At 31.9% G+C, this 19,000-nt stretch carries 30 protein-coding genes and 2 pseudogenes; 27 read left to right on the top strand and 5 right to left on the bottom strand.

The window, feature by feature from the left end; translation table 11 throughout:
• Nucleotides 1–315 precede the first annotated feature (315 nt).
• The 5 genes and pseudogenes from MPTP_RS06585 (at nucleotide 316) to comGB (ending at nucleotide 5,318) form a co-directional block, all read left to right on the top strand.
• Nucleotides 316–1,027, top strand: a pseudogene (locus tag MPTP_RS06585) (metal ABC transporter ATP-binding protein).
• Nucleotides 1,024–1,866, top strand: coding sequence for a metal ABC transporter permease (locus MPTP_RS06580; RefSeq protein ID WP_013774321.1), 843 nt, complete (start codon nucleotides 1,024–1,026; stop codon nucleotides 1,864–1,866). Before MPTP_RS06585 ends, MPTP_RS06580 begins: the two are co-directional and overlap by 4 nt.
• Nucleotides 1,863–2,816: a metal ABC transporter substrate-binding protein gene (locus tag MPTP_RS06575; RefSeq protein ID WP_013774320.1), complete on the top strand. Its 954-nt coding sequence runs from the start codon at nucleotides 1,863–1,865 to the stop codon at nucleotides 2,814–2,816. Before MPTP_RS06580 ends, MPTP_RS06575 begins: the two co-directional genes overlap by 4 nt.
• Before the next feature lie 539 nt (nucleotides 2,817–3,355).
• Nucleotides 3,356–4,336, top strand: a complete 981-nt coding sequence (comGA, locus tag MPTP_RS06570) for a competence type IV pilus ATPase ComGA (protein ID WP_013774319.1) — start codon at nucleotides 3,356–3,358, stop codon at nucleotides 4,334–4,336.
• Complete coding sequence (comGB, locus tag MPTP_RS06565) at nucleotides 4,290–5,318, top strand: competence type IV pilus assembly protein ComGB (RefSeq protein ID WP_013774318.1); 1,029 nt, start codon at nucleotides 4,290–4,292, stop codon at nucleotides 5,316–5,318. The genes comGA and comGB overlap by 47 nt, the downstream gene beginning before the upstream one ends.
• A 58-nt stretch (nucleotides 5,319–5,376) precedes the next feature.
• On the opposite strand, the pseudogene MPTP_RS10405 reads toward comGB, so the two are convergent.
• From MPTP_RS10405 to MPTP_RS06545, 5 genes and pseudogenes are all read right to left on the bottom strand, one after another.
• Nucleotides 5,377–6,812: pseudogene (locus tag MPTP_RS10405) on the bottom strand (recombinase family protein).
• A 119-nt stretch (nucleotides 6,813–6,931) separates the two neighbouring features.
• The gene (locus MPTP_RS09755) at nucleotides 6,932–7,276 is read right to left on the bottom strand and encodes a hypothetical protein (RefSeq protein ID WP_013774314.1); all 345 of its coding nucleotides are present in this window, start codon (nucleotides 7,274–7,276) and stop codon (nucleotides 6,932–6,934) included.
• 96 nt (nucleotides 7,277–7,372) lie between these two features.
• On the bottom strand, nucleotides 7,373–7,711 hold the full coding sequence (locus tag MPTP_RS09160) for a hypothetical protein (protein ID WP_013774313.1): 339 nt from the start codon (nucleotides 7,709–7,711) through the stop codon (nucleotides 7,373–7,375).
• A 131-nt stretch (nucleotides 7,712–7,842) separates the two neighbouring features.
• Entirely contained in the window at nucleotides 7,843–8,043 is a 201-nt protein-coding gene (locus MPTP_RS09155; protein ID WP_013774312.1) for a hypothetical protein, read from the bottom strand.
• 104 nt (nucleotides 8,044–8,147) lie between these two features.
• A complete protein-coding gene (locus MPTP_RS06545) occupies nucleotides 8,148–8,864 on the bottom strand; it encodes an XRE family transcriptional regulator (RefSeq protein WP_041363490.1) in 717 nt (238 codons plus the stop codon).
• Between the two features lie 184 nt (nucleotides 8,865–9,048).
• On the opposite strand from MPTP_RS06545, the gene MPTP_RS06540 reads away from it, so the two are divergent.
• The 22 genes from MPTP_RS06540 (at nucleotide 9,049) to MPTP_RS06450 (ending at nucleotide 18,934) form a co-directional block, all read left to right on the top strand.
• Nucleotides 9,049–9,291 carry a helix-turn-helix transcriptional regulator gene (locus MPTP_RS06540; RefSeq protein ID WP_013774310.1) on the top strand — a complete coding sequence of 81 codons (243 nt, stop codon included), beginning with the start codon at nucleotides 9,049–9,051 and terminating at the stop codon, nucleotides 9,289–9,291.
• Nucleotides 9,288–10,046, top strand: coding sequence for a phage repressor protein/antirepressor Ant (locus MPTP_RS06535; protein ID WP_013774309.1), 759 nt, complete (start codon nucleotides 9,288–9,290; stop codon nucleotides 10,044–10,046). The genes MPTP_RS06540 and MPTP_RS06535 overlap by 4 nt, the downstream gene beginning before the upstream one ends.
• A gap of 12 nt (nucleotides 10,047–10,058) precedes the next feature.
• The gene (locus MPTP_RS06530; protein WP_013774308.1) at nucleotides 10,059–10,238 is read left to right on the top strand and encodes a hypothetical protein; all 180 of its coding nucleotides are present in this window, start codon (nucleotides 10,059–10,061) and stop codon (nucleotides 10,236–10,238) included.
• On the top strand, nucleotides 10,225–10,416 hold the full coding sequence (locus tag MPTP_RS06525) for a hypothetical protein (RefSeq protein WP_013774307.1): 192 nt from the start codon (nucleotides 10,225–10,227) through the stop codon (nucleotides 10,414–10,416). Before MPTP_RS06530 ends, MPTP_RS06525 begins: the two co-directional genes overlap by 14 nt.
• Nucleotides 10,413–10,553: a hypothetical protein gene (locus MPTP_RS09660; protein ID WP_013774306.1), complete on the top strand. Its 141-nt coding sequence runs from the start codon at nucleotides 10,413–10,415 to the stop codon at nucleotides 10,551–10,553. The genes MPTP_RS06525 and MPTP_RS09660 overlap by 4 nt, the downstream gene beginning before the upstream one ends.
• Before the next feature lie 54 nt (nucleotides 10,554–10,607).
• Nucleotides 10,608–10,916 (top strand): hypothetical protein, encoded by a 309-nt coding sequence (locus MPTP_RS06520; RefSeq protein ID WP_013774305.1) that lies wholly within the window; start codon nucleotides 10,608–10,610, stop codon nucleotides 10,914–10,916.
• Nucleotides 10,909–11,637, top strand: coding sequence for a phage recombination protein Bet (bet, locus tag MPTP_RS06515; RefSeq protein ID WP_013774304.1), 729 nt, complete (start codon nucleotides 10,909–10,911; stop codon nucleotides 11,635–11,637). The genes MPTP_RS06520 and bet overlap by 8 nt, the downstream gene beginning before the upstream one ends.
• Complete coding sequence (locus MPTP_RS06510) at nucleotides 11,588–12,298, top strand: PD-(D/E)XK nuclease-like domain-containing protein (protein ID WP_231849634.1); 711 nt, start codon at nucleotides 11,588–11,590, stop codon at nucleotides 12,296–12,298. Before bet ends, MPTP_RS06510 begins: the two co-directional genes overlap by 50 nt.
• Before the next feature lie 107 nt (nucleotides 12,299–12,405).
• Nucleotides 12,406–13,092 carry a putative HNHc nuclease gene (locus tag MPTP_RS06505; RefSeq protein WP_013774302.1) on the top strand — a complete coding sequence of 229 codons (687 nt, stop codon included), beginning with the start codon at nucleotides 12,406–12,408 and terminating at the stop codon, nucleotides 13,090–13,092.
• Nucleotides 13,093–13,131: 39 nt separating this feature from the next.
• The gene (locus MPTP_RS10400; protein WP_375782329.1) at nucleotides 13,132–13,566 is read left to right on the top strand and encodes a phage replisome organizer N-terminal domain-containing protein; all 435 of its coding nucleotides are present in this window, start codon (nucleotides 13,132–13,134) and stop codon (nucleotides 13,564–13,566) included.
• On the top strand, nucleotides 13,490–13,984 hold the full coding sequence (locus MPTP_RS10395) for a hypothetical protein (RefSeq protein WP_050978178.1): 495 nt from the start codon (nucleotides 13,490–13,492) through the stop codon (nucleotides 13,982–13,984). The genes MPTP_RS10400 and MPTP_RS10395 overlap by 77 nt, the downstream gene beginning before the upstream one ends.
• 17 nt (nucleotides 13,985–14,001) lie before the next feature.
• Nucleotides 14,002–14,268 (top strand): hypothetical protein, encoded by a 267-nt coding sequence (locus tag MPTP_RS06495; RefSeq protein ID WP_013774300.1) that lies wholly within the window; start codon nucleotides 14,002–14,004, stop codon nucleotides 14,266–14,268.
• A gap of 290 nt (nucleotides 14,269–14,558) precedes the next feature.
• The gene (ssb, locus tag MPTP_RS10390) at nucleotides 14,559–14,741 is read left to right on the top strand and encodes a single-stranded DNA-binding protein (protein ID WP_013774299.1); all 183 of its coding nucleotides are present in this window, start codon (nucleotides 14,559–14,561) and stop codon (nucleotides 14,739–14,741) included.
• 26 nt (nucleotides 14,742–14,767) lie between these two features.
• Nucleotides 14,768–15,064, top strand: coding sequence for a single-stranded DNA-binding protein (locus MPTP_RS10385; protein WP_013774298.1), 297 nt, complete (start codon nucleotides 14,768–14,770; stop codon nucleotides 15,062–15,064).
• Nucleotides 15,065–15,081: 17 nt separating this feature from the next.
• Complete coding sequence (locus tag MPTP_RS06485) at nucleotides 15,082–15,501, top strand: RusA family crossover junction endodeoxyribonuclease (RefSeq protein WP_013774297.1); 420 nt, start codon at nucleotides 15,082–15,084, stop codon at nucleotides 15,499–15,501.
• A gap of 30 nt (nucleotides 15,502–15,531) precedes the next feature.
• A complete protein-coding gene (locus tag MPTP_RS06480; RefSeq protein ID WP_013774296.1) occupies nucleotides 15,532–15,951 on the top strand; it encodes a hypothetical protein in 420 nt (139 codons plus the stop codon).
• Between the two features lie 6 nt (nucleotides 15,952–15,957).
• Nucleotides 15,958–16,704: a hypothetical protein gene (locus MPTP_RS06475; RefSeq protein ID WP_013774295.1), complete on the top strand. Its 747-nt coding sequence runs from the start codon at nucleotides 15,958–15,960 to the stop codon at nucleotides 16,702–16,704.
• A gap of 100 nt (nucleotides 16,705–16,804) precedes the next feature.
• Complete coding sequence (locus MPTP_RS06470) at nucleotides 16,805–17,005, top strand: hypothetical protein (RefSeq protein ID WP_013774294.1); 201 nt, start codon at nucleotides 16,805–16,807, stop codon at nucleotides 17,003–17,005.
• On the top strand, nucleotides 17,006–17,392 hold the full coding sequence (locus MPTP_RS06465) for a hypothetical protein (protein WP_013774293.1): 387 nt from the start codon (nucleotides 17,006–17,008) through the stop codon (nucleotides 17,390–17,392).
• On the top strand, nucleotides 17,382–17,648 hold the full coding sequence (locus tag MPTP_RS06460; RefSeq protein ID WP_013774292.1) for a hypothetical protein: 267 nt from the start codon (nucleotides 17,382–17,384) through the stop codon (nucleotides 17,646–17,648). Before MPTP_RS06465 ends, MPTP_RS06460 begins: the two co-directional genes overlap by 11 nt.
• Before the next feature lie 13 nt (nucleotides 17,649–17,661).
• Nucleotides 17,662–18,081: a transcriptional regulator gene (locus tag MPTP_RS06455; RefSeq protein ID WP_013774291.1), complete on the top strand. Its 420-nt coding sequence runs from the start codon at nucleotides 17,662–17,664 to the stop codon at nucleotides 18,079–18,081.
• 373 nt (nucleotides 18,082–18,454) lie between these two features.
• Nucleotides 18,455–18,934: a hypothetical protein gene (locus tag MPTP_RS06450; RefSeq protein WP_145986062.1), complete on the top strand. Its 480-nt coding sequence runs from the start codon at nucleotides 18,455–18,457 to the stop codon at nucleotides 18,932–18,934.
• Nucleotides 18,935–19,000 lie beyond the last annotated feature (66 nt).

The following is a 19,000-nucleotide window of genomic DNA, read 5'->3' as shown; positions in this document are numbered from 1 at the left end:
TCACAACAAAAGAAAGAGAATTAATCTAAACTTATTCCATTCTTTTACTGTTAATTATGGTAAATTTCATCGTCAGACAGCTAAATGAAGTAATTTGTTAAATTTTAATCATTAATCTAAGCAGTAATTTTTAAAATTACTGCTTTTTTTCTATTCAATAAATGGTTCTTATTTTTAATTTTTAAATAAAATTTACATTATTTAAACTATTTATGAAATAATTATGCTCTTTAAACAATTGACTTTGCTAAATATTTAGGTTATCCTAAAATTACAAATAAGAATGATTATCAATTATAGTTAGGTGGATAGAGAATGATTACAATAGAAAATCTACAGGTGACTTATGATCATAATCGGGTTGCTTTAGACGAAATTTCATTAAAAATTACTCTGGTATCATTGGTCCAAATGGTGCTGGCAAATCAACTTTTATAAAAGCGATGCTAAATATTGTTAATCATCAAGGCAAAGTAGTGATTGATGGTCAACCAGCTAAAAATAAATTAAAAAAAATAGCTTATGTTGAACAAAAAAGTAATATTGATTACACTTTTCCCATTAAGGTAAAAGAATGTGTTTCACTTGGAACGTATGCAAATTTAACTATTTTTCAAAGAGTAGGTAAAGAACAATGGCAAAAAGTTTCTGAAGCATTGGACATCCTAGGTGTTAAAGAATTTGAAAATAGGCAAATCAGTGCATTGTCTGGTGGACAATTTCAGCGTGTTCTGCTTGCACGTTGTTTAGTGAAAGATGCAGAATATATTTTTTTAGATGAACCTTTTGTCGGAATTGATTCAGTGAGTGAAAAAATAATCATGGAGACGCTTACTAATTTGAAAAAAAAGGTAAAACAATTTTGATTGTTCATCATGATTTGAATAAAGTAAAAAACTATTTTGATCAGTTGGTTATTTTAAATCAATACCTAATAGCATTTGGTAAAACAGAGACTATTTTCACTCAAGCAAATTTAAAAAAAGCTTATGGTGAAACTGTCTTTATTGGAGGAATGGAAGCATGATTCAAAATTTTGTGGATGGTCTTTATAATTATCACTTTTTACAGAATGCGCTAATAACTGCCATAGTTATCGGAATCGTATCAGGTGCTGTTGGTTGTTTTATTATCTTACGAGGTATGTCTTTAATGGGAGATGCTATCTCACATGCCGTATTGCCGGGTGTTGCAATTTCATTTATTTTAGGTATTAATTTTTTTATTGGTGCTATTCTTTTTGGACTTCTAGCTTCAATAATTATTACATATATTAGGGGAAATAGTGTCATCAAGGGAGATACAGCTATTGGGATTACATTTAGTTCTTTTTTGGCACTAGGAGTTATTTTGATTGGTGTTGCCAATAGTTCTACTGATCTTTTTCATATTCTTTTTGGGAATATTTTAGCCGTTCAAGATACAGATAAATGGATTACGATTGGTGTTTCTATTGTTGTTTTATTGTTGATATTTTTATTTTTCAAGGAATTGCTTATCACATCATTTGATCCCTTAATGGCAAAGGCGATGGGAATGAAGGTGAATTTTTATCATTATCTATTGATGATTTTACTTACATTGGTGGCTGTCACGGCGATGCAAAGTGTCGGAACTATTTTAATTGTCGCTATGCTTATTACACCCGCCTCAACAGCCTATCTATATACAAATAGCTTAAAAGTAATGATTTTTCTATCCGCTACCTTAGGAGCATTAGCTTCCATTATTGGATTATTTATTGGATATAGTTTTAATATCGCTGCTGGTTCGAGCATTGTTTTAACTTCAGCTGTATTTTTTGTAATTAGTTTCTTTGTTTCACCAAAACAACATTTTATCAGAAAAAAGGAGGAATATAAATGAACAGAAAAATAAAAAATTTATTGACAGCTTTTGGAATTTTGATTAGCTTGTTCGCTATGGGTGCTTGTTCAACGAGCAAGAGTGCTGACAACAATACAAAGAATGAAAAACTAAAAATAGTGACGACAAATTCTATTTTGGCGGATATCACAAAAAATATTGCTAAAGATAAAGTTGAATTGCATAGTATTGTGCCGGTTGGAAAAGATCCACATGAATATGAACCATTGCCAGAAGATGTTAAGAAAACTTCAAAAGCCGATCTAATCTTTTACAATGGGATTAACCTTGAAACAGGGGGCAATGCTTGGTTTACTAAATTAGTTAAAAATGCACAAAAAAAAGAAAATAAAGATTATTTTGTTGTTAGTAAGGGAGTAGACATCATCTATCTAGAAAAACAAGACGATGAAGGTGGAAAACAAGACCCACATGCTTGGTTAAACTTGGAAAATGGTATTATTTATGCTAAGAATATTGAAAAACAACTAGCTAAAAAAGATCCTAAAAATGAAGCTTTTTATAAAGAAAATTTAGATAAATATGTAGAAAAATTAGCCAGTTTAGATAAAGAAGCAAAAACAAAATTTGATGCAATTCCTAAGAAAAAGAAATTAATTGTTACAAGTGAAGGCTGTTTTAAGTATTTTTCTAAAGCCTATCATATACCTTCCTCTTATATTTGGGAGATTAATACAGAAGAAGAAGGAACGCCTGACCAAATTAGATTGTTAGTGGAGAAATTAAGAAAAAGTGAAGTACCTACACTTTTTGTAGAAAGCAGTGTGGATGATAGACCAATGAAGACTGTTTCAAAAGATACAGGCATCTCAATAAATAAGAACAAAATTTTTACTGATTCTATTGCTAAAAAAGGAAATGATAGAGATAGTTATTATTCTATGATGAAATGGAATCTAGATCAAATTGCAACTGGTCTTTCTAAATAGTTAGCAAATATATTAAAAATATATATGAAAAATTTGTATATATTTATCTATATTACAGATTATGTAATTCGTTTGTAATAAAAATTTTTCATGATAAAATGTCGTTTATTTTTAATTGAAAATGATAATATAACAAGTAAAATGGACAATAAAAAAATAAATAATAATCGATTAAATTAGAAACTTCTCTAGCTAGTTATCATTTATGGTTTCTGGATAAATTTAAATTTTAGCTAAATTAATGAATGAATTCTGAGTTATCTTGTAGAAATAACAATATATTTTTAGAATTTTTTAATAAATTAATAAATTAATAAAGACTTTTTAAAAAAAATTTAGTATAATAAAACTGTCAAGTAGGTATACTATTTTGGGGAAGATAGTGCATCGAACTTTATTAATTAAAAAGACCTAAAAGCAATAGTAAGATTGCTTTTAGGTCTTTTTTTATTGAAATAATCAATAATATCAGCTACCTCCTGCAAATTTTTCGTATGTATAACTTTTTTTGCGTATTTTATTTAAGAGGAGGAATAAGTATGGATATAAGACAAATTGCTCATGAAATTATTCAATGGGGAACTTTTAAGCAGATACAAGATATTTATATACTTCCTAAACAGGATAATTTTGAATTATTTTCACGTAAAAACCATAGTAGAAAATTAATAAAAAAAGTATCCATTGAAGAAGGAAATAAATTAATTGTTCATTTCAAGTTTGTTGGTGGTATGGATATTGGTGAAAAAAGAAAACCTCAGTTAGGCTCAGTTAGCTATACTGTGAATGGAGAAACACAGCGTTTACGCCTATCTTCTGTTGGTGATTATTATGGCAGAGAAAGTTTAGTTTTGCGTTTTTTGTATGCCACTGACAAACAAAAACAACATTTTTTATTGCCAAAACAAATAGAAATAATTAAAAATAATAGCCTAAATCGTGGATTATATTTATTTAGCGGACCAGTTGGTTCAGGAAAGACGACAATTATGTATCATCTAGCCAAGCAAAAACAAAATTTTCCCCAGTTAATTTGCATAGAAGATCCAGTTGAAATTGAAGAACCAAGTTTTTTACAATTACAAACAAATGAAAAGATTGATTTAACTTATGATGCGTTAATTAAATTATGCTTAAGGCATCGTCCAGACCTATTGATAATTGGTGAAATAAGAGATCAGCGAACAGCACAGGCTGCTATTCGGGCTGCTTTAACGGGACATACGGTTTTTGCTACCTTGCATGCTAGAAATATCTCTGGAGTTTACAATCGATTATTAGAACTTGGCATCCAAAAAGAATTATTAAGAGAATGCCTAAAAGGAATTATTTATCAACAATTATTACCTTGTAATCTCGGTGAAAAAGGAACAAAGGGAACAATAGATGAAGCAATTTTATTTGACTATACATTTCAAATCAATGGATATATGCAAAATCAATGGATAAGATATCTAAGAAAGGTTTGGGCCTATGGATTTATTTCAAAACAAACGTACCAAAAAGCAAAAACTGAATAAAAAACAACAACAGCAATTTGTTCACCTATTAGAAGGATTATTAACCAATGGATTTAGTTTAAAAGAAAGTTTTTATTTTATGGAAAAAGTCTCAATATTTAACAAGAAATTAACAAACAATCTATCCAATCAAATTGTTTTAGGGAAATCATTAGCAGATATATTTTTAGAATTAAATTTTGAGAAAATTACCATTATACAAATAAATTTTGCTCAAATGCATGGAAATTTAGCCAATACTTTAAAGCAAATTGATTTGCATATGCAGCATGTACAAAAATATCGAAATCATTTTTATAAAATACTAAGTTATCCTTTAATACTTTTTCTTTTTCTAATAATGATTTTAATAGGTATTCGTCAATTCATATTTCCTCAATTGCTAATAGAAAATCAATCTTCATTAACAATTCAATTTATTTACAATAGTCCTTATTTATTACTCGGTTTTTTACTAGTTATATTTAGTTTATATTTAGGTTTTAGAACCTATTTAAAAAGGAAAGATTTAATACAACAAGCAAATTTTTTAGGAAGAATGCCTATTTTAGGCATTTTTTATAAAGATTATTTATCCGCACTTTTTGCATTTGAATGGGGAAAATTATTCACACAGGGACTAGAAATTCGATCGGTTATTCAAATGATGAAACAGATGGATCAATATTCACTAGTAACAGAGTTAGCTAGAGAAATGGAAAAAGATTTAGAAAAAGGGATTCTTTTTCATCAACAATTACAGAATTATTCATTTTTTACTACAGAATTTTCAATCATTATTCAGCAAGGTGAAATTAAAGGCCATTTGGGAAAAGAACTAATTATTTACAGTGGGTTAATATGGAAACGATTTTTCAACCGTATTGAACGTTCCATTCAATGGGTTCAACCAATGATTTTTTTACTTATTGCTATCTTAATTATTAGTATTTATACTGCAATGCTTTTACCAATATATGGAAATATGGAGGAATTTTTATGAAAAAGCGATCTTGGCACAAAGGATTTACCTTATTGGAGATGTAGTATAGTAAATATGCTTATTGTACAAAACGCCACTCAATACCTATGGATTCCTCAGTGACTGTTATTTTCCTTATTAATTGTCTTACTAAAATCTTTTGTTTATCATAACTTAATTTTAACACGCTTGTTTTAAGGTCATTTAAAATGTCTATTGCTTGCTTAACCTCCAATTCGGGTTTGTTTGTTTCTGAGTTACCAATTTTTTCCTCGATTGCTTTTTGTTCATCTAAAATTTTTATTTCCCTTTTTTCCAAGGTATCTTTAGGTATGCTGTCATCAATATATAGATTAATTAATTTCTCCATTTGATTATCTAATTCGGTTAGTTCATTTTCCAAAGGTGTTATATCAAAATCTTGCGAATCGGGATTTTTATCTAAAATACTGTTAGTATTTATTCTTAATTTTTCTAGTTCCATTAATACATAATATTCTAAAGTTTCTTTTTTATAGTCTGGCGATGAGCACGATTCTGCTCTTTTTTGCGTCATATATTTTGTCTTTGATTTAGAATAACAGCGATAAATTTTTGTCCTCGTACCGTCCTTTTTTAAATTGTATTGCATTAGGCCTAGTGTAGCTCCACATATTCCGCATTTCACTAACCCAGAAATTAAAAGTATTTAGCCTGAAAAGGTCTAGGATTATTATTTTTTGCATATGCATCTTGCTGTCTAATTTTTAATTGTTCTTGTGTTTGATCAAAAATATCTTTAGACACAATAGCAGAGTGATTACCAGCAAACACTTGGTCTCTATATTTTGTGTAACCAGCATATGTGGGATTATCTAATATTTGTCTGATAGTCCTATAAGACCAAGGCACATCTTTAGCAATATGGCCTTCCTCGTTAAGTTTATATCTTAATTTTGTTATAGACATTCCAGCAAGATAGTCATAAAATATTTGTTTAACTATTTGAGCTTCAAGTTTATTTATTACATAGTTATTATCAATATATCTATAGCCAAAAGGTGCTCAATGCCAGCTCATTGCTTTCCCTGACTTTGCTCTTCCAAGCTTCCCCATTGTCATTCGTTCTTTAATTTGTTCTCGTTCTAATTGGGCAAAGACTGCTAATATTCCGATCATGGCTTTACCAAATGGAGTGGATGTATCAAAATTTTCATTCAGCGACACAAAAGCGGTTTGCTTTGATTCAAATATATCTTCTATCAAGTATAGTGTATCTTTTTGTGAGCGAGAGAGCCTATCCAATTTATAAACGAGTACTGTGTCTATACGATTGAGTTTGACATCTCGTATTAACTTTTGTAATCCTGGTCTCTCCATGTTAGAGCCGGTAAATCCTGGGTCTTTATAAACATTAGCTACATCCCATTCTTTAATTTCACAAAATTTTTTTAATTTGTCTATTTGTTCGTCTATTGAGTATCCTTCCTCTATCTGTTCATTGGTTGATACTCTTACATAAATTGCAGTTCGCATTATTTTCTCCTCTAGATAATATTCTATTTTGGAATATATGTTTGTTTTTTGTTTCAAAAAGAAAAGCCTGAAGGCTAATCTTTTATTTTTAGTTTTTCAATTCAGCAATTTCTATATTATCATTTGCTTTCTTCTTCAATATTTGTTGTTTCTTCAACTTTGACAGAAAAATTATCACTATTTTTTTGCATTAGAGTATAGACAGCTGCTAATATCAATAAAATGAATGATGGTAATGCAAGTAGCATTGTATAAACAAACAATGCACAGCCAATTATACCTAATATATGACCAATGATAGAAATACCTGCTTTTTTTGATTTAGAAATAGCAATAAGATGTAAAATAAGGCCAATACCAACCATGACATAAAAAAATGTTGCAGTACTTTGAGTTGCTCCACCTTTTCCCTTGAAAGATTCATTGAATGCTGAATCTATAACAACAAACCATGAAACAGCCACTAGTATTGCGTTTATGATATCAAATATCCCTGCCCATGTATTAATTTTTAATTTTCTTTTTTCATTTTCACTCTCTCCAATTATTTTTTATTTATATTATTGTAATTGTAATGATATATCATAATCATGATGTGTATTATCGTCATCTACATTGTCAGTATCATAATTTGCATTAAAACTTATTCTAAGATTTTTAAGTTGGTTAGCGTTCTCTAATTTTGATAATGGAGAGATTCCCCAGCCATCTCTATTAGTTCCCTTCATAAGATCACCGTCCCAACTATCAGTACTAAAAGAATCATCATCAATCTGTTCACCATAATTTGTTGAAATTTTAGCTTGTTGAGGATAAATAGAAATATCACGTTGAGAGTTATTAATAATATAATGTATAGCCACAAAACCACTATAGTTATCATCAGAATAAGAAGTCATGGGACTTGTTTTGATTACTGAAATTTTGTCAACCTTTACTTCGACACCTGCCCAATTGTTATCAGAGAAAGAAGTGTTATAGTCCTTTCTATTTTCAATAGTTACTTTTCCTCCGTTTTGTGTGTTACTAGTTAGTTTTCCGAAATCTTTGTCTTCTGATAATAAATTTTTTTCTTTTTTGTTTCTAATTGTTTTTTTGTATTCTCTACTTTTTTTACATTATTTGCATTATTAACATTGTTAGATGCATCTGCTTTTTTTTCACCTCCACAATCAGTTAATAGCAAGCAAAAAGCCAGTCCACCAAAAATACCGTAAATTACTTTTTTCACTTTTAATTCCTCCTAATATATGATAAAATATTTTTGCTATTGATATATTCTATAAATTAAGAGGAGGATCACTATCTGTGCTGCAAACCACAGATAGTGATTTTTTATATAATTACGTGTCCAATGACTTTGATAAATTGTGCATCCTTGATAACTTTATCTTCATACTTGGGATTTAATGATACTAATGTCATGCAATCATCATTGATATAAATCTTTTTAATAAATGCTTCACCATCTACAACGACAATTCCGATCGATCCACTAGGTAAATCAGTTGTTCGCTCAACAAATATCATTTCATGGTTTTTGAAGACAGGCTTCATTGAGTCCCCATTTACTGTTAATGCAAAATCAGCATTTTGAGGAATATCTTTTTTAGGTAATTGAATTGTTGTTTTATTTTCATTCCCATCTAAAAATTCGCCAGTTACAGCAGAAGCATGGCCATACCAGTCGAAAGAGGTGAGTGGATCGTTATTACTATTAAGTGGGATAACGTTAGATTGTTTTGCCTGTTTCTGACTCTCTAATTGTTCCTCGGCATAGTTGTAAACTTTTTTTTGCCTTAGTTGTTCTAACTCGTTATATATAGTAGTAATCGATTTTTTAGAGTTACTTGGGAAAAAGTCGTTGATGCTAATTTCGTATATTTCTGATAATTTAAAAAGCATGTCTTGATTAGCTTTCCGCTCTCCAGTTTCATATCTACTTATAGATTGTCTAGTAGTATTTAACATATCTGCAAGATCTTCTTGTGTGAGATTTCTCCGTTCCCTGTATTCTTTTATTTTATTTCCTATAAATTTAGATAAATCCATCATGTCACCTCTTTGAGTAAAGTATACCATGCTTGGCACCAAGATGGAACTATTTTCTTCTATTTTTCATAAAAATAATACTTTTAAAAATTTTTTATTTTTTTAGATGTTTTATCTTGCTTTGTAACCAATTCGGTGCTAATATATATTTGTAACCAAAAAGGTGCGGAAGGGAGTAGATGATTTGCAAATTAATTTATGGAATATCCGAAAAAATGAGCGAAAAATGACTCAACAAGAAATCGCTGATTATTTAGGGATTGCTGTACAAACGTATCGCTTGAAAGAAAATGGAAAATCAGAATTTACGCAAGATGAAATGTTTGCACTTTCTGAATTGTTTAACAAAAAAATTGAAGTTATTTTTTTGCCTAGACGGCACCAATTCGGTAATAAAAATAACGGTTTAATAGGAGGGAGAAAATGAATGAACTACAGATATTCAACTTTGAACAAAATGAAGTAAGAACAATTTTAGTGAATGATGAGCCTTATTTTATCGGTAAAGATGTAGCTAAAATTTTAGGCTACGAAAGAACAGATAACGCTGTTAGAAAACATGTAGAAGATGAAGATAGGCTGATGCATCAAATCAGTGCATCAGGTCAAAATAGAAATATGATTTTTATTAATGAGTCAGGTTTATATAGTCTGATCCTATCAAGCAAAATGCCAAATGCTAAAAAATTCAAGCGTTGGGTAACATCGGAAGTATTACCATCAATTCGAAAAAACGGAATGTACATGACAGATCAAAAGGCATATGACGTAGTAACTAACCCAAACTCGTTGGCTGATTTACTACAACAAGCAAGTGATCAGCTGAAACAAAAGGATTTAACTATACAGGAGCTAAAACCAAAAGCACTATTTGCTGATTCCGTCTCAGCTAGCCACACATCAATATTAGTCGGAGAGTTAGCCAAACTACTCAAGCAAAATGGTGTAGATATGGGGCAAAACAAGCTATTTGCTTGGCTAAGAGATAATGGCTATTTGATCAGACGTAAAGGCACAGATTACAACATGCCGACGCAACGATCAATGGAAATGGAATTGTTTGAGATCAAAGAAACGTCGATTAACCGTAGCAATGGGACTACTAGCATATCTAAAACACCAAAAGTTACAGGCAAAGGACAAGTTTATTTTGTTAACAAATTTTGCCGAGAAATAGCGTAGGGAGATGATAAAATGCCACGACAAACAAAAGCAATACAAAAATTTAAAGTAATAAACTACGATGCTAATAGCGATATTATACCAGATATATCTAAAGTAATATTGCCACCAGATTTAAGTTTGGCTGTCTACAACTTAATAATTGATGATCAAAGAGAAAAACGATTGGAGCAAGCAAATGAAAAAATTTAATATCACAATTGTATTTATCGCGCCTTTACTGATTTACACATTAGGTTTGATAGATAGTAACTATGCTTTAGTAGGAGTAATTATTTATACTGGGTGGATATATTTACAATTAGATATAGAAAACGATAAACATGAAAAACGAAAAAGCAAGCTAATGAAAGAGAGTTTAAATAAATGACATTAGAACAACACTTAAAACTAGCTAACCAAATGGCAAAAGAATGGCATAAAGCTAATGATCGACCATTACCAGTTAGAAAATCAATGCAACACATAGCAAAATACAAAAAAGCGACTAGCCTCGCCAAAGTTTAGTCGCATAGCAAAATATATTTACATGAGTATATCACAAAAGTAGGAGATGTGAAAATGAATGAGAAAGAGATTGAAGATTTAGATAGATATTTAACTACACCACCTGAATCAACATATCCCGCTGAAAGTGAGTCACCTGAATGGAGTTGTGACGATTTTGGGAATATTGTTTTTGAGAATGATTGGATATTTATTGCCTATTTTAAACATAAAAAGACTTTGAAAAAGTTTGTCACAAGCCAAGATGGCTTTATGACAGTATTAGATGAGTATGGACCAACTAACCTAATCACAGACAAACTAGAGGTCATCAGCGGTAAAGAGTGGTTAGCAATGCAGAAAGGGAATGACTGTTATGAATAATGAAGTTATGGAAAAATCAGTTGAATATGAAGTGAATGGGAACTCAGTCAAACTAACGCCTAACATGATTAAACAATTTATTACTAAAGGAAATGCAGATGTAACCGATCAAGAAGCCATAATGTTTATGAAATTAGCCGAACAACAACAATTAAATCCATTTTTAAATGAAGTGTATCTGATCAAATTTAAAGGAAAACCTGCGCAAAATATTGTAGCTAAAGAAGCTTTTATGAAACGAGCAGAAAAACACTCGGAATACGACGGCTTAGAAGCAGGAATCATTGTGCAACGTGGTGAAGAAATAAAAGAGTTGCCTGGAGCTGTTTGTTTACCAACAGATAACTTACTCGGTGGTTGGGCAAGAGTCTACAGGAAAGACCGCAAGAATCCGTTTTATGTACAGTTAGATTTTAAAGAATTTTCCAAAGGACAAGCAACATGGAACCAAATGCCTAAAAACATGATTAGAAAGACAGCGATTGTTAATGCGTTGAGAGAAGCTTTTCCCGAAGCATTAGGCGCCATGTATACAGAAGATGATGCAAGACTTGAGGAAGTAAAAACGGCTGAACCTATCAAAGAGAAGGCGGAAACAACACAGATACTTGAAAATAAGTTTAAAGAACTTAGCGAGAACGGACAAACTGAAGTAGGGGATGAACAAACGAATGAATCAACAGAACCTGAACCAACAGCTAAACAGGAGCAATTATTATAGTAGAGAAATGAACCAGCGATATATGTCAGTGAGTCAATACAAGGCGTTTAGAAAGTGTGAAGCGGCTACACTAGCGGAACTCAATGGAGATTGGCAAGACCCAAAAGATCAAACAGCTTTACTAGTCGGTAATTATGTGCACTCTTTTTTTGAGAGTCCAGCAGCACATCAAGAATTCAAAGAAGAGAACAAACAATCTATGTACAGTCAGAAAAAGCCTTATGGGTTATTAAAATCCTTTCAAGTTGCGGAGAATATGATTCAATCACTAGAGAGACAAGAAGCGTTTACCATGCTTTATACAGGCGAAAAAGAACACATCACCACAGACACACTTTATGGTGTCGAGTGGAAAGCCCGAATTGATTGTTTAAATAGCAAAGGTGGCTATTTTATAGATATCAAGACAACCGCAGACATGAGTAAGAAAGTTTGGAATAATCGATATAACCAACGAGTTAGCTGGATTGTTGATTATGGCTATTATTTACAATTGGCTGTTTATAAACAGTTATTGGAAAAGGAATTCAAGAAAGAATTTATCCCATATATCACAGCTGTATCAAAACAAGAGCCACCGATGGTTAAGTTTTATGAATTAGATCCCTATTTGATGGAATCTGAACTATTAGATTTAAAAAATAATATCGATAGAGTATAAAAAGTTAAATTAGGAATAGAAAAACCAAAAATGTGTAAACAAGCCAGTTGCACTTATTGTAGAGAATACATGCAAGTGAGAGATTTTAGCCAAACAGAGGAATAACAATGTTAAACAAACTAGTTAATACCTACTCAGCAGTAGTCAAATCACTAAAAGGACAAGAAATTATAGCCGAAATCAACGAACAAATAAATCTAGATCGACTAAAAACAATATATTTTGGCTACGAAGGCGACCGAGAAATCGAGATCAAGTTTATCGATCCACGCAGGTTTACTGCTGAGCAACGCAAGTTTTTATTTGCACTAATAGGCGATATTTACGCTTACACAGGCGAGCCGATTGAGAGCCTTAAAGATTACTTTTATCTAAAATATGAGGCTCTCACAGGCTCGGTGATCAGTCTAGCAGATGGCTCAGCAAGTACAATATCGGATGTCACATTATTAATAGATATTGTATTAGATTTTATATTTGAAAATCATATCCCGTTTAAGAGTGGCTATGAAATATTACCAGCAAACCAAGAGTATTACTTTTACAAATGTATTGTCACCAGGACTTGTTGCCTATGCGGTAAACCTAATGCAGATATTGACCATTTTAGCAAGGCACTCGGTAGACGCAGTAGACAAAAAATCGATCACACAGAATATGACTTTTTAGCACTATGTAGAGAGCATCACACAGAGAAACATCAAATTGGTCTACCTGAATTTAAAGCTAAATATCATGTACAAGGAATTACGCTAAATGAAGAAACTATAAAACGACTAAGAATAGGAGGGTAAAGCTTGTCAGAAATAAGTTGGATAAAGCTTAAAACAACAATGTTTGACGACGAAAAAATAAGGATTATCCAATCAATCCCAGAATCAGATGCAATATTAATTATTTGGATTAGATTGTTAGTGCTAGCTGGCAAAACAAATGATGATGGATTGATTTATATACAGCGAAATATGCCTTATACAGAAGAGATGCTAGCTACTTTATTTGATAAACAGGTAAACACTGTAAGACTCGCTTTAAAAACTTTGTCAGAATTTAACATGATTGATTTAAACAATGATGGACTGATTGCTATCAGCAATTGGGAAAAACATCAAAACATTGAGGGATTGGATAAAGTCAGAATCCAAAACAAGCTAAGAAAACAGAGACAACGCAAAAAACAAAAGAAATTAAGTGACGTCACGGGACAGTCACGGGACAGTCACGGGACAGTCACGGGACAGTCACGCAACAGAAGAAGATATAGATAAAGATAAAGATATAGATAAAGATATAGATATAGAGAATAAATCTCTTGAAGATCAACCAAAAACTAAAAAACAAACTAAATACACACGTCACCAATATGGAGAATACGAAAATGTCCTTTTATCAGACGAAGAGCTTAAAAAACTAAAAACAGAATTTCCAACAGACTGGGAAAATCGAATAGAGCGTGTATCAGAATACTGTGCCTCTCAAGGTAGGTCGTATAAAAATTACCTAGCTACCATTCGAAATTGGGCGAAACGAGATAAAAAACCACAGCAAAGTGGCTATAGGCAGCAATCAATTCGGCAAGAAATATTGCCTGATTGGGTAAACAATCCGCCAGAAGAAAAGAAATTATCCGAAGATAAGAAAGCAGAATTAGATAAGCAAATTGCTGATTTTTTAGCTAGAAAATAAAGACAAGGAGGATAACAATGTATATAGCGAAAGGCTTTGACACAGGTATTGTTTATGGCTGTAAGGAGACAAAAATAGAACTCATGCGAGCATTAAATAACGAGTATGGTTGGATAAAAAAAGAGAAAGAAACGGTAAGGGGATATGTATATCCAGAACCATTACAGGTTGAACAAGTGAGCGAAAATTACAAACCAATACAACTAAAAGGCATTAAAGAAGTCTGCCGATTGACAATAGATAGAGATTGGATAGAGAATTCTGAAACGGTAGCTAAAGTATAAAAGCTGATTGGACAAGCAGAAGATCAAACTAGACAAGAACAAAAGCTTCCACCACTTGAAGTATTAGATTTTGAAAAGTTTACAAGCGACAATTTTTTATATTTAAAACGCTTAGGCTACACAGTTAAAGAGATAAGAGCAGCTTGTGACGTATCCAGGAGCACGTTTGATTTATGGATTAAAGAAAATAAGCTCTCTCGGATATTTATTACCAAGAGCATGTTAGAAGCAATGTCTATAAACGAATCAGCGAAGCAATTGCCTTTTAAAGAAGAAATGGAGATGGTCAAATGATAAACAATGTTGTACTAGTTGGAAGATTAACAAAGGATCCTGATTTACGCTATACATCTGGTGATTCGGCAGTAGCAACGTTTACTTTAGCAGTCAATCGGAATTTCAAAAATCAAAACGGCGATCGAGAGGCTGATTTTGTTAATTGTGTTATTTGGCATAAGCCAGCTAAACATTAGCAAATTATGCTCGTAAGGGGACTTTGTTGGGTGTTGTAGGCAGAATTCAATCACGTTCCTATGAAAATCAACAAGGACAGCGCGTTTATGTAACTGAAGTTATTTGTGAGAATTTCCAACTACTCGAAAGTAGGAATATGCGAGAAGATATAAATAACCTAGCTGGAGACGTTTTAAATAGCAACGAGAGTAATAATACCCAAGCAGAGAATAAGCCCTTTAAAATACAAAATAATAGCCAAAATCAACAGCAATCATTTAAACATAATAATTTTAGCAATGGATCAACAATAAACCTAGATAGTGACGATTTGTCTTTTTAAACTAGCGAAGGAATAACATGCAAGCAGAAATCAAATTTATAGTGCCTGGTCAACCAGTGCCGCAAGGGAGGCCAAGATTTGCACGACGTGGCAACTTTGTACAAACCTATGACCCACAGCAAAGTGTCGATTATAAAAAGCTTGTCAAAGAGGTGGCTGAATTAAACAAGCCTGAGAGCTTGCTAGAGGGTGCTTTATCCGTCGAGATACAAATATATAAACAATCGCTTAAAAGCTTCTCAAAGCTAAAAAGAGACTTATTTGAGCGCAAAGAGCTGAGACCGATAACCAAACCAGACATTGATAATTATGCAAAAGGAATACTAGATGCCTTTAAAGGAGTGATCTGGGTCGATGATGGGCAAGTAGTTAGGCTAGTATGCGACAAGTTTTACTCAGTTAGTCCAAGAGCGGAAATATCTATCAAGCAATTTTAAATAAAAAAATAATCAATTAGGAGGAATATCATGAGCAAGGAAAAAGCGATTGAACTAGATTTATCAAAATTAGCCGAAGGAGCTATCAAGGAAAAATTAGATGGGAAGCTAAGCAAAATATTTAATAATATCCATGATCCTAATACAGACGCAGAAGCTAAAAGAGGGTTAACAATCAAACTAGAATTTAAGCCAGATGAAAACAGACAAGTTGTATCACTTAAAAGCGACATTACCCTTAAACTAGTTCCAGTGGAAGGCGTAGTAACAACTGTTTTAACTGGTAGAGACTTAAACACAGGTAAAGTTGAGGCGCGCGAATTAAAATCTGAAGCACCTGGCCAAACTTATATAGACATAGAAGATGGAAAACTCAAGACAGATACGGGAACTCCCATAGACGAATTTGAACAATCAAAACAAATTATAGACTTACAAAAGAGAGGATAACAAAAAATGACAATGACAAAAGAAGCAATCCAATATTTAGCAGAACAAGGAATTAAACCAGAAGAAAGACTAGTAAAAGTTGGTGATGGACGTTTGCTCGCATTTGACAGTAATGGCAAAGCAATAGAAATCTTGCCAAACATATTTAATGCCAAAGATCCATTGGAAATCAATACTTTGTCTGGTTTTGTCAAGTATGTTAGATCAAACCTTGATCGCAATGATCAAAAATTAATTGTACATGTAAAAAATGAAGCACAAGTATTTTTAAAAGGATTAATAAACACTGACGGTAGCCGCGAGATATTAGCTATAGCACAAGCAATTATACCTGGCTTTGAGTTTAATAGCTTTATGGGCATGGAGACATTTAACATAGCATTGCAATCTAAATTTGTGCCAAATAATGATCGTCATATTTTGTTACAAGTAGTCGGAAATGTCTCAGAAAAAGACGTTAAAAATACAGGATATGACGGAGTTATCCAAGCAGTAACAATTAACCAAGGTGTTGCCACAAAAGCAGATGTGAAAGTTCCTAATCCTGTTACATTAGCACCTTACCGCACATTTTTAGAAGTAGAACAACCAGAAAGCCAATTTATTTTTAGAATGACCAATGGACCTAGAGGAGCAATTTTCGAAGCTGATGGAGGTGCTTGGAGAAATGAAGCGATTGTCAATATCCGAGAATACCTCAAAGAAGAACTAGCAAAAGAAATCGAATCGAGAAGAATCACTATCTTAGCCTAGTTATGAACTTGTGGGGAGAAAACGAATTCTCTCCACAAGGATTTTATCAATTTTAATAAATTGGTATACCTATAAAATTTAAAGAGAAGGACATATAAAAATGGGAGTGAAAATAACTGTTACTTTAAAAAATGGTGGATATGTTACTGGTATTATATGTGATACCAAAGAAGCAAATTTGTGGATAGAAAATTATGTAAAGAAAGAAAAATATTGGATAACAGTTGGTGAATTTCCAAGGGGAACAATGATTCCAGTAAACAATATTTTGCTTATTAACTTTACCGAGGAGAATGAATAGATGAGTAAAGGCAGATTAATTATGCAAAACAAGCTGTGGGGGGAATTTGATTCTTATGAGGTAAGCGGAGAAGATGTGATTATTACTGGATATCGTAGTTATGGTGGCGTTCATACGATTAGGGTAGCTGAACCGAAAGAGAAGAGTATAAAGGTTAATGTAGATGAGTTAGTAAAACAAACGGTAAACAACCTAGATATTGTAGCAAGTCGGACAGAAATAGCTAAAGAAGTTACTGAAGAATTATCAAAAGCAATAAGGAGAACGCTATCCGATAAGGATTTCGATACATTTTGCTTAGAGGCTATTGCTAGAGCTTTAGCAAAAGACTATGTTGACTGCTTGAATGAAAGAAAGGAAGAGGAAGAGGAAGAAAATGAAATATAGAAAGAAACCAGTAGTAATAGAAGCATGGGAATTTACAAGACAGGCTTTAAAAGATAGCCAAAGTTGGGTGAGAAAATATCCTGAAGAAATTAAATTAGTTTCTCAATTTGTGGGAAAGACTATATATCTTGAAATTAAAACATTAGAAGGCACCATGACAGCTAGCGTTGGTGACTATATCATAAAAGGGGTGCAAGATGAGTTTTATCCATGCAAACCAGATATATTCGAGGCGACTTACGAGAGAGTAGAATGAGGAGGGTGCGTAATTGAGAACGTCAACATTTAATTACATCAAAGATATTCTAGCAGATTACTACAAAACAGATGAGTATATAAAAAAACGGGAAGAAGAATTAAGATATCCATATAAAGAAAGTGACCTTAATAGAGATATACAAGGTAAAGGCACTGTATCAGCGCCTACTGAAAGATTGATGATTACCATTGAACAAGACAAACGCTTAGCACAATTGGAACGAAATAAAAAAGTTATAGATGATACATTAGATAATTCTTGTAAAGACACTCAAATAATCATAAAAGAATTATATATGAAGAAGAGACAGCAATATACTTTAGAAGGGTTAGTGCAAAATCAATTAATTTTTTGTAGCAAGCGTACTGCTCAAAGATTGAGAACCAACTTTTTCAAAGAAATAGCAAGTGAACTAGGGCTTGAAATATAGATGGCATAGTATTGTCGCCAAATCACCTTGTCAATATGGTAAATTAGTAATATCAGATAGTATATAAACAGGAAATACTATGCAATTATTAATCTAGATCGCTTCGGCGGTCTTTTTATATATAAAATATATCTGTTAAATTCGCCGAATAAGTTATTATGATAGTGTACAAAAGTAGAAAGAAAGGCGACTTGATATGAAAAAATTGCAAGAAGAGTTAACTAATAAACAGAAAATTTGCTTAAAATTAGCTCTACGATTATTCCTATCACTTCCTTATAGAAAATGATAGTATGTATTTGGGGTGATGATTTTGAAATTAATATTTAAAAAAATTAGTTTAAGTCTTATATGGATTTGTTTAATAGCAATTATGATTTGGCAAAAAGATTATAATATCCCATTATTAGCAGGGATAGCAACAGTCATATTCTTAATTTGGACTATTAACATGTCGACTATTACAAATCTTTCTTTTGATTGGAATAAAAAGAAAATAGAAATGAATAGGATGTATGAAGAAACTAAAAAAACTGCGGATGAGGTTGAAGTAAATGCAACCACTTTTTCTAAGACTATTAAAGCGTTCTTGGCATTCAATTTAGTCGATCTTCAAACAAATGGGTGGCTATTAAATATTCCGTGGAGAGATGCAGCTAATTTTGTGAACGAAGCAATTGAATTAAAGAAAGTCTTGAATGAAGAGGATGAAGAAATTTCTTATCTTTTGCTAAAAAGCAAAGCTAAAGTAATCGAACTATTTAAAATGGATGCACGTGACTTTTTTCAGCAGATCATAAAGAATATGAAAAATACATTTCAAGTGGGTTTAAAGAAAAAGACGATACTATAATTTTTAATAGTGATAATGTTTTGATAGACTTTCAAAATTTATATGAATTAGGCTTAAAGGTAAGAG

This window comes from Melissococcus plutonius ATCC 35311 (assembly GCF_000270185.1).
Taxonomy (GTDB): Bacteria; Bacillota; Bacilli; order Lactobacillales; family Enterococcaceae; genus Melissococcus; species Melissococcus plutonius.
The sequence above is the reverse complement of the archived record's forward strand: the minus strand, read 5'-3'. Positions and strand labels throughout refer to the sequence as shown.

What these genes read in the sequence shown, in the direction of transcription:
- MPTP_RS06510 (WP_231849634.1), top strand. Translation starts at nt 11,588, where the DNA reads ATGAATCAACAGAACCTGAACCAACAGCTAAACAGGAGCAATTATTAT.
- MPTP_RS06505 (WP_013774302.1), top strand. Translation starts at nt 12,406, where the DNA reads ATGTTAAACAAACTAGTTAATACCTACTCAGCAGTAGTCAAATCACTA.
- MPTP_RS06535 (WP_013774309.1), top strand. Translation starts at nt 9,288, where the DNA reads ATGAATGAACTACAGATATTCAACTTTGAACAAAATGAAGTAAGAACA.
- MPTP_RS06480 (WP_013774296.1), top strand. Translation starts at nt 15,532, where the DNA reads ATGAGCAAGGAAAAAGCGATTGAACTAGATTTATCAAAATTAGCCGAA.
- MPTP_RS06525 (WP_013774307.1), top strand. Translation starts at nt 10,225, where the DNA reads ATGAAAAAATTTAATATCACAATTGTATTTATCGCGCCTTTACTGATT.
- MPTP_RS06580 (WP_013774321.1), top strand. Translation starts at nt 1,024, where the DNA reads ATGATTCAAAATTTTGTGGATGGTCTTTATAATTATCACTTTTTACAG.
- MPTP_RS06520 (WP_013774305.1), top strand. Translation starts at nt 10,608, where the DNA reads ATGAATGAGAAAGAGATTGAAGATTTAGATAGATATTTAACTACACCA.
- MPTP_RS06450 (WP_145986062.1), top strand. Translation starts at nt 18,455, where the DNA reads ATGATTTGGCAAAAAGATTATAATATCCCATTATTAGCAGGGATAGCA.
- MPTP_RS06475 (WP_013774295.1), top strand. Translation starts at nt 15,958, where the DNA reads ATGACAATGACAAAAGAAGCAATCCAATATTTAGCAGAACAAGGAATT.
- ssb (WP_013774299.1), top strand. Translation starts at nt 14,559, where the DNA reads ATGATAAACAATGTTGTACTAGTTGGAAGATTAACAAAGGATCCTGAT.
- MPTP_RS06575 (WP_013774320.1), top strand. Translation starts at nt 1,863, where the DNA reads ATGAACAGAAAAATAAAAAATTTATTGACAGCTTTTGGAATTTTGATT.
- MPTP_RS06545 (WP_041363490.1), bottom strand. Translation starts at nt 8,864, where the DNA reads ATGGATTTATCTAAATTTATAGGAAATAAAATAAAAGAATACAGGGAA.
- comGB (WP_013774318.1), top strand. Translation starts at nt 4,290, where the DNA reads ATGGATTTATTTCAAAACAAACGTACCAAAAAGCAAAAACTGAATAAA.
- MPTP_RS06465 (WP_013774293.1), top strand. Translation starts at nt 17,006, where the DNA reads ATGAGTAAAGGCAGATTAATTATGCAAAACAAGCTGTGGGGGGAATTT.
- MPTP_RS09660 (WP_013774306.1), top strand. Translation starts at nt 10,413, where the DNA reads ATGACATTAGAACAACACTTAAAACTAGCTAACCAAATGGCAAAAGAA.
- MPTP_RS06470 (WP_013774294.1), top strand. Translation starts at nt 16,805, where the DNA reads ATGGGAGTGAAAATAACTGTTACTTTAAAAAATGGTGGATATGTTACT.
- MPTP_RS06495 (WP_013774300.1), top strand. Translation starts at nt 14,002, where the DNA reads ATGTATATAGCGAAAGGCTTTGACACAGGTATTGTTTATGGCTGTAAG.
- bet (WP_013774304.1), top strand. Translation starts at nt 10,909, where the DNA reads ATGAATAATGAAGTTATGGAAAAATCAGTTGAATATGAAGTGAATGGG.
- MPTP_RS10400 (WP_375782329.1), top strand. Translation starts at nt 13,132, where the DNA reads ATGTTTGACGACGAAAAAATAAGGATTATCCAATCAATCCCAGAATCA.
- MPTP_RS06530 (WP_013774308.1), top strand. Translation starts at nt 10,059, where the DNA reads ATGCCACGACAAACAAAAGCAATACAAAAATTTAAAGTAATAAACTAC.
- comGA (WP_013774319.1), top strand. Translation starts at nt 3,356, where the DNA reads ATGGATATAAGACAAATTGCTCATGAAATTATTCAATGGGGAACTTTT.
- MPTP_RS06460 (WP_013774292.1), top strand. Translation starts at nt 17,382, where the DNA reads ATGAAATATAGAAAGAAACCAGTAGTAATAGAAGCATGGGAATTTACA.
- MPTP_RS06485 (WP_013774297.1), top strand. Translation starts at nt 15,082, where the DNA reads ATGCAAGCAGAAATCAAATTTATAGTGCCTGGTCAACCAGTGCCGCAA.
- MPTP_RS09160 (WP_013774313.1), bottom strand. Translation starts at nt 7,711, where the DNA reads ATGACTTCTTATTCTGATGATAACTATAGTGGTTTTGTGGCTATACAT.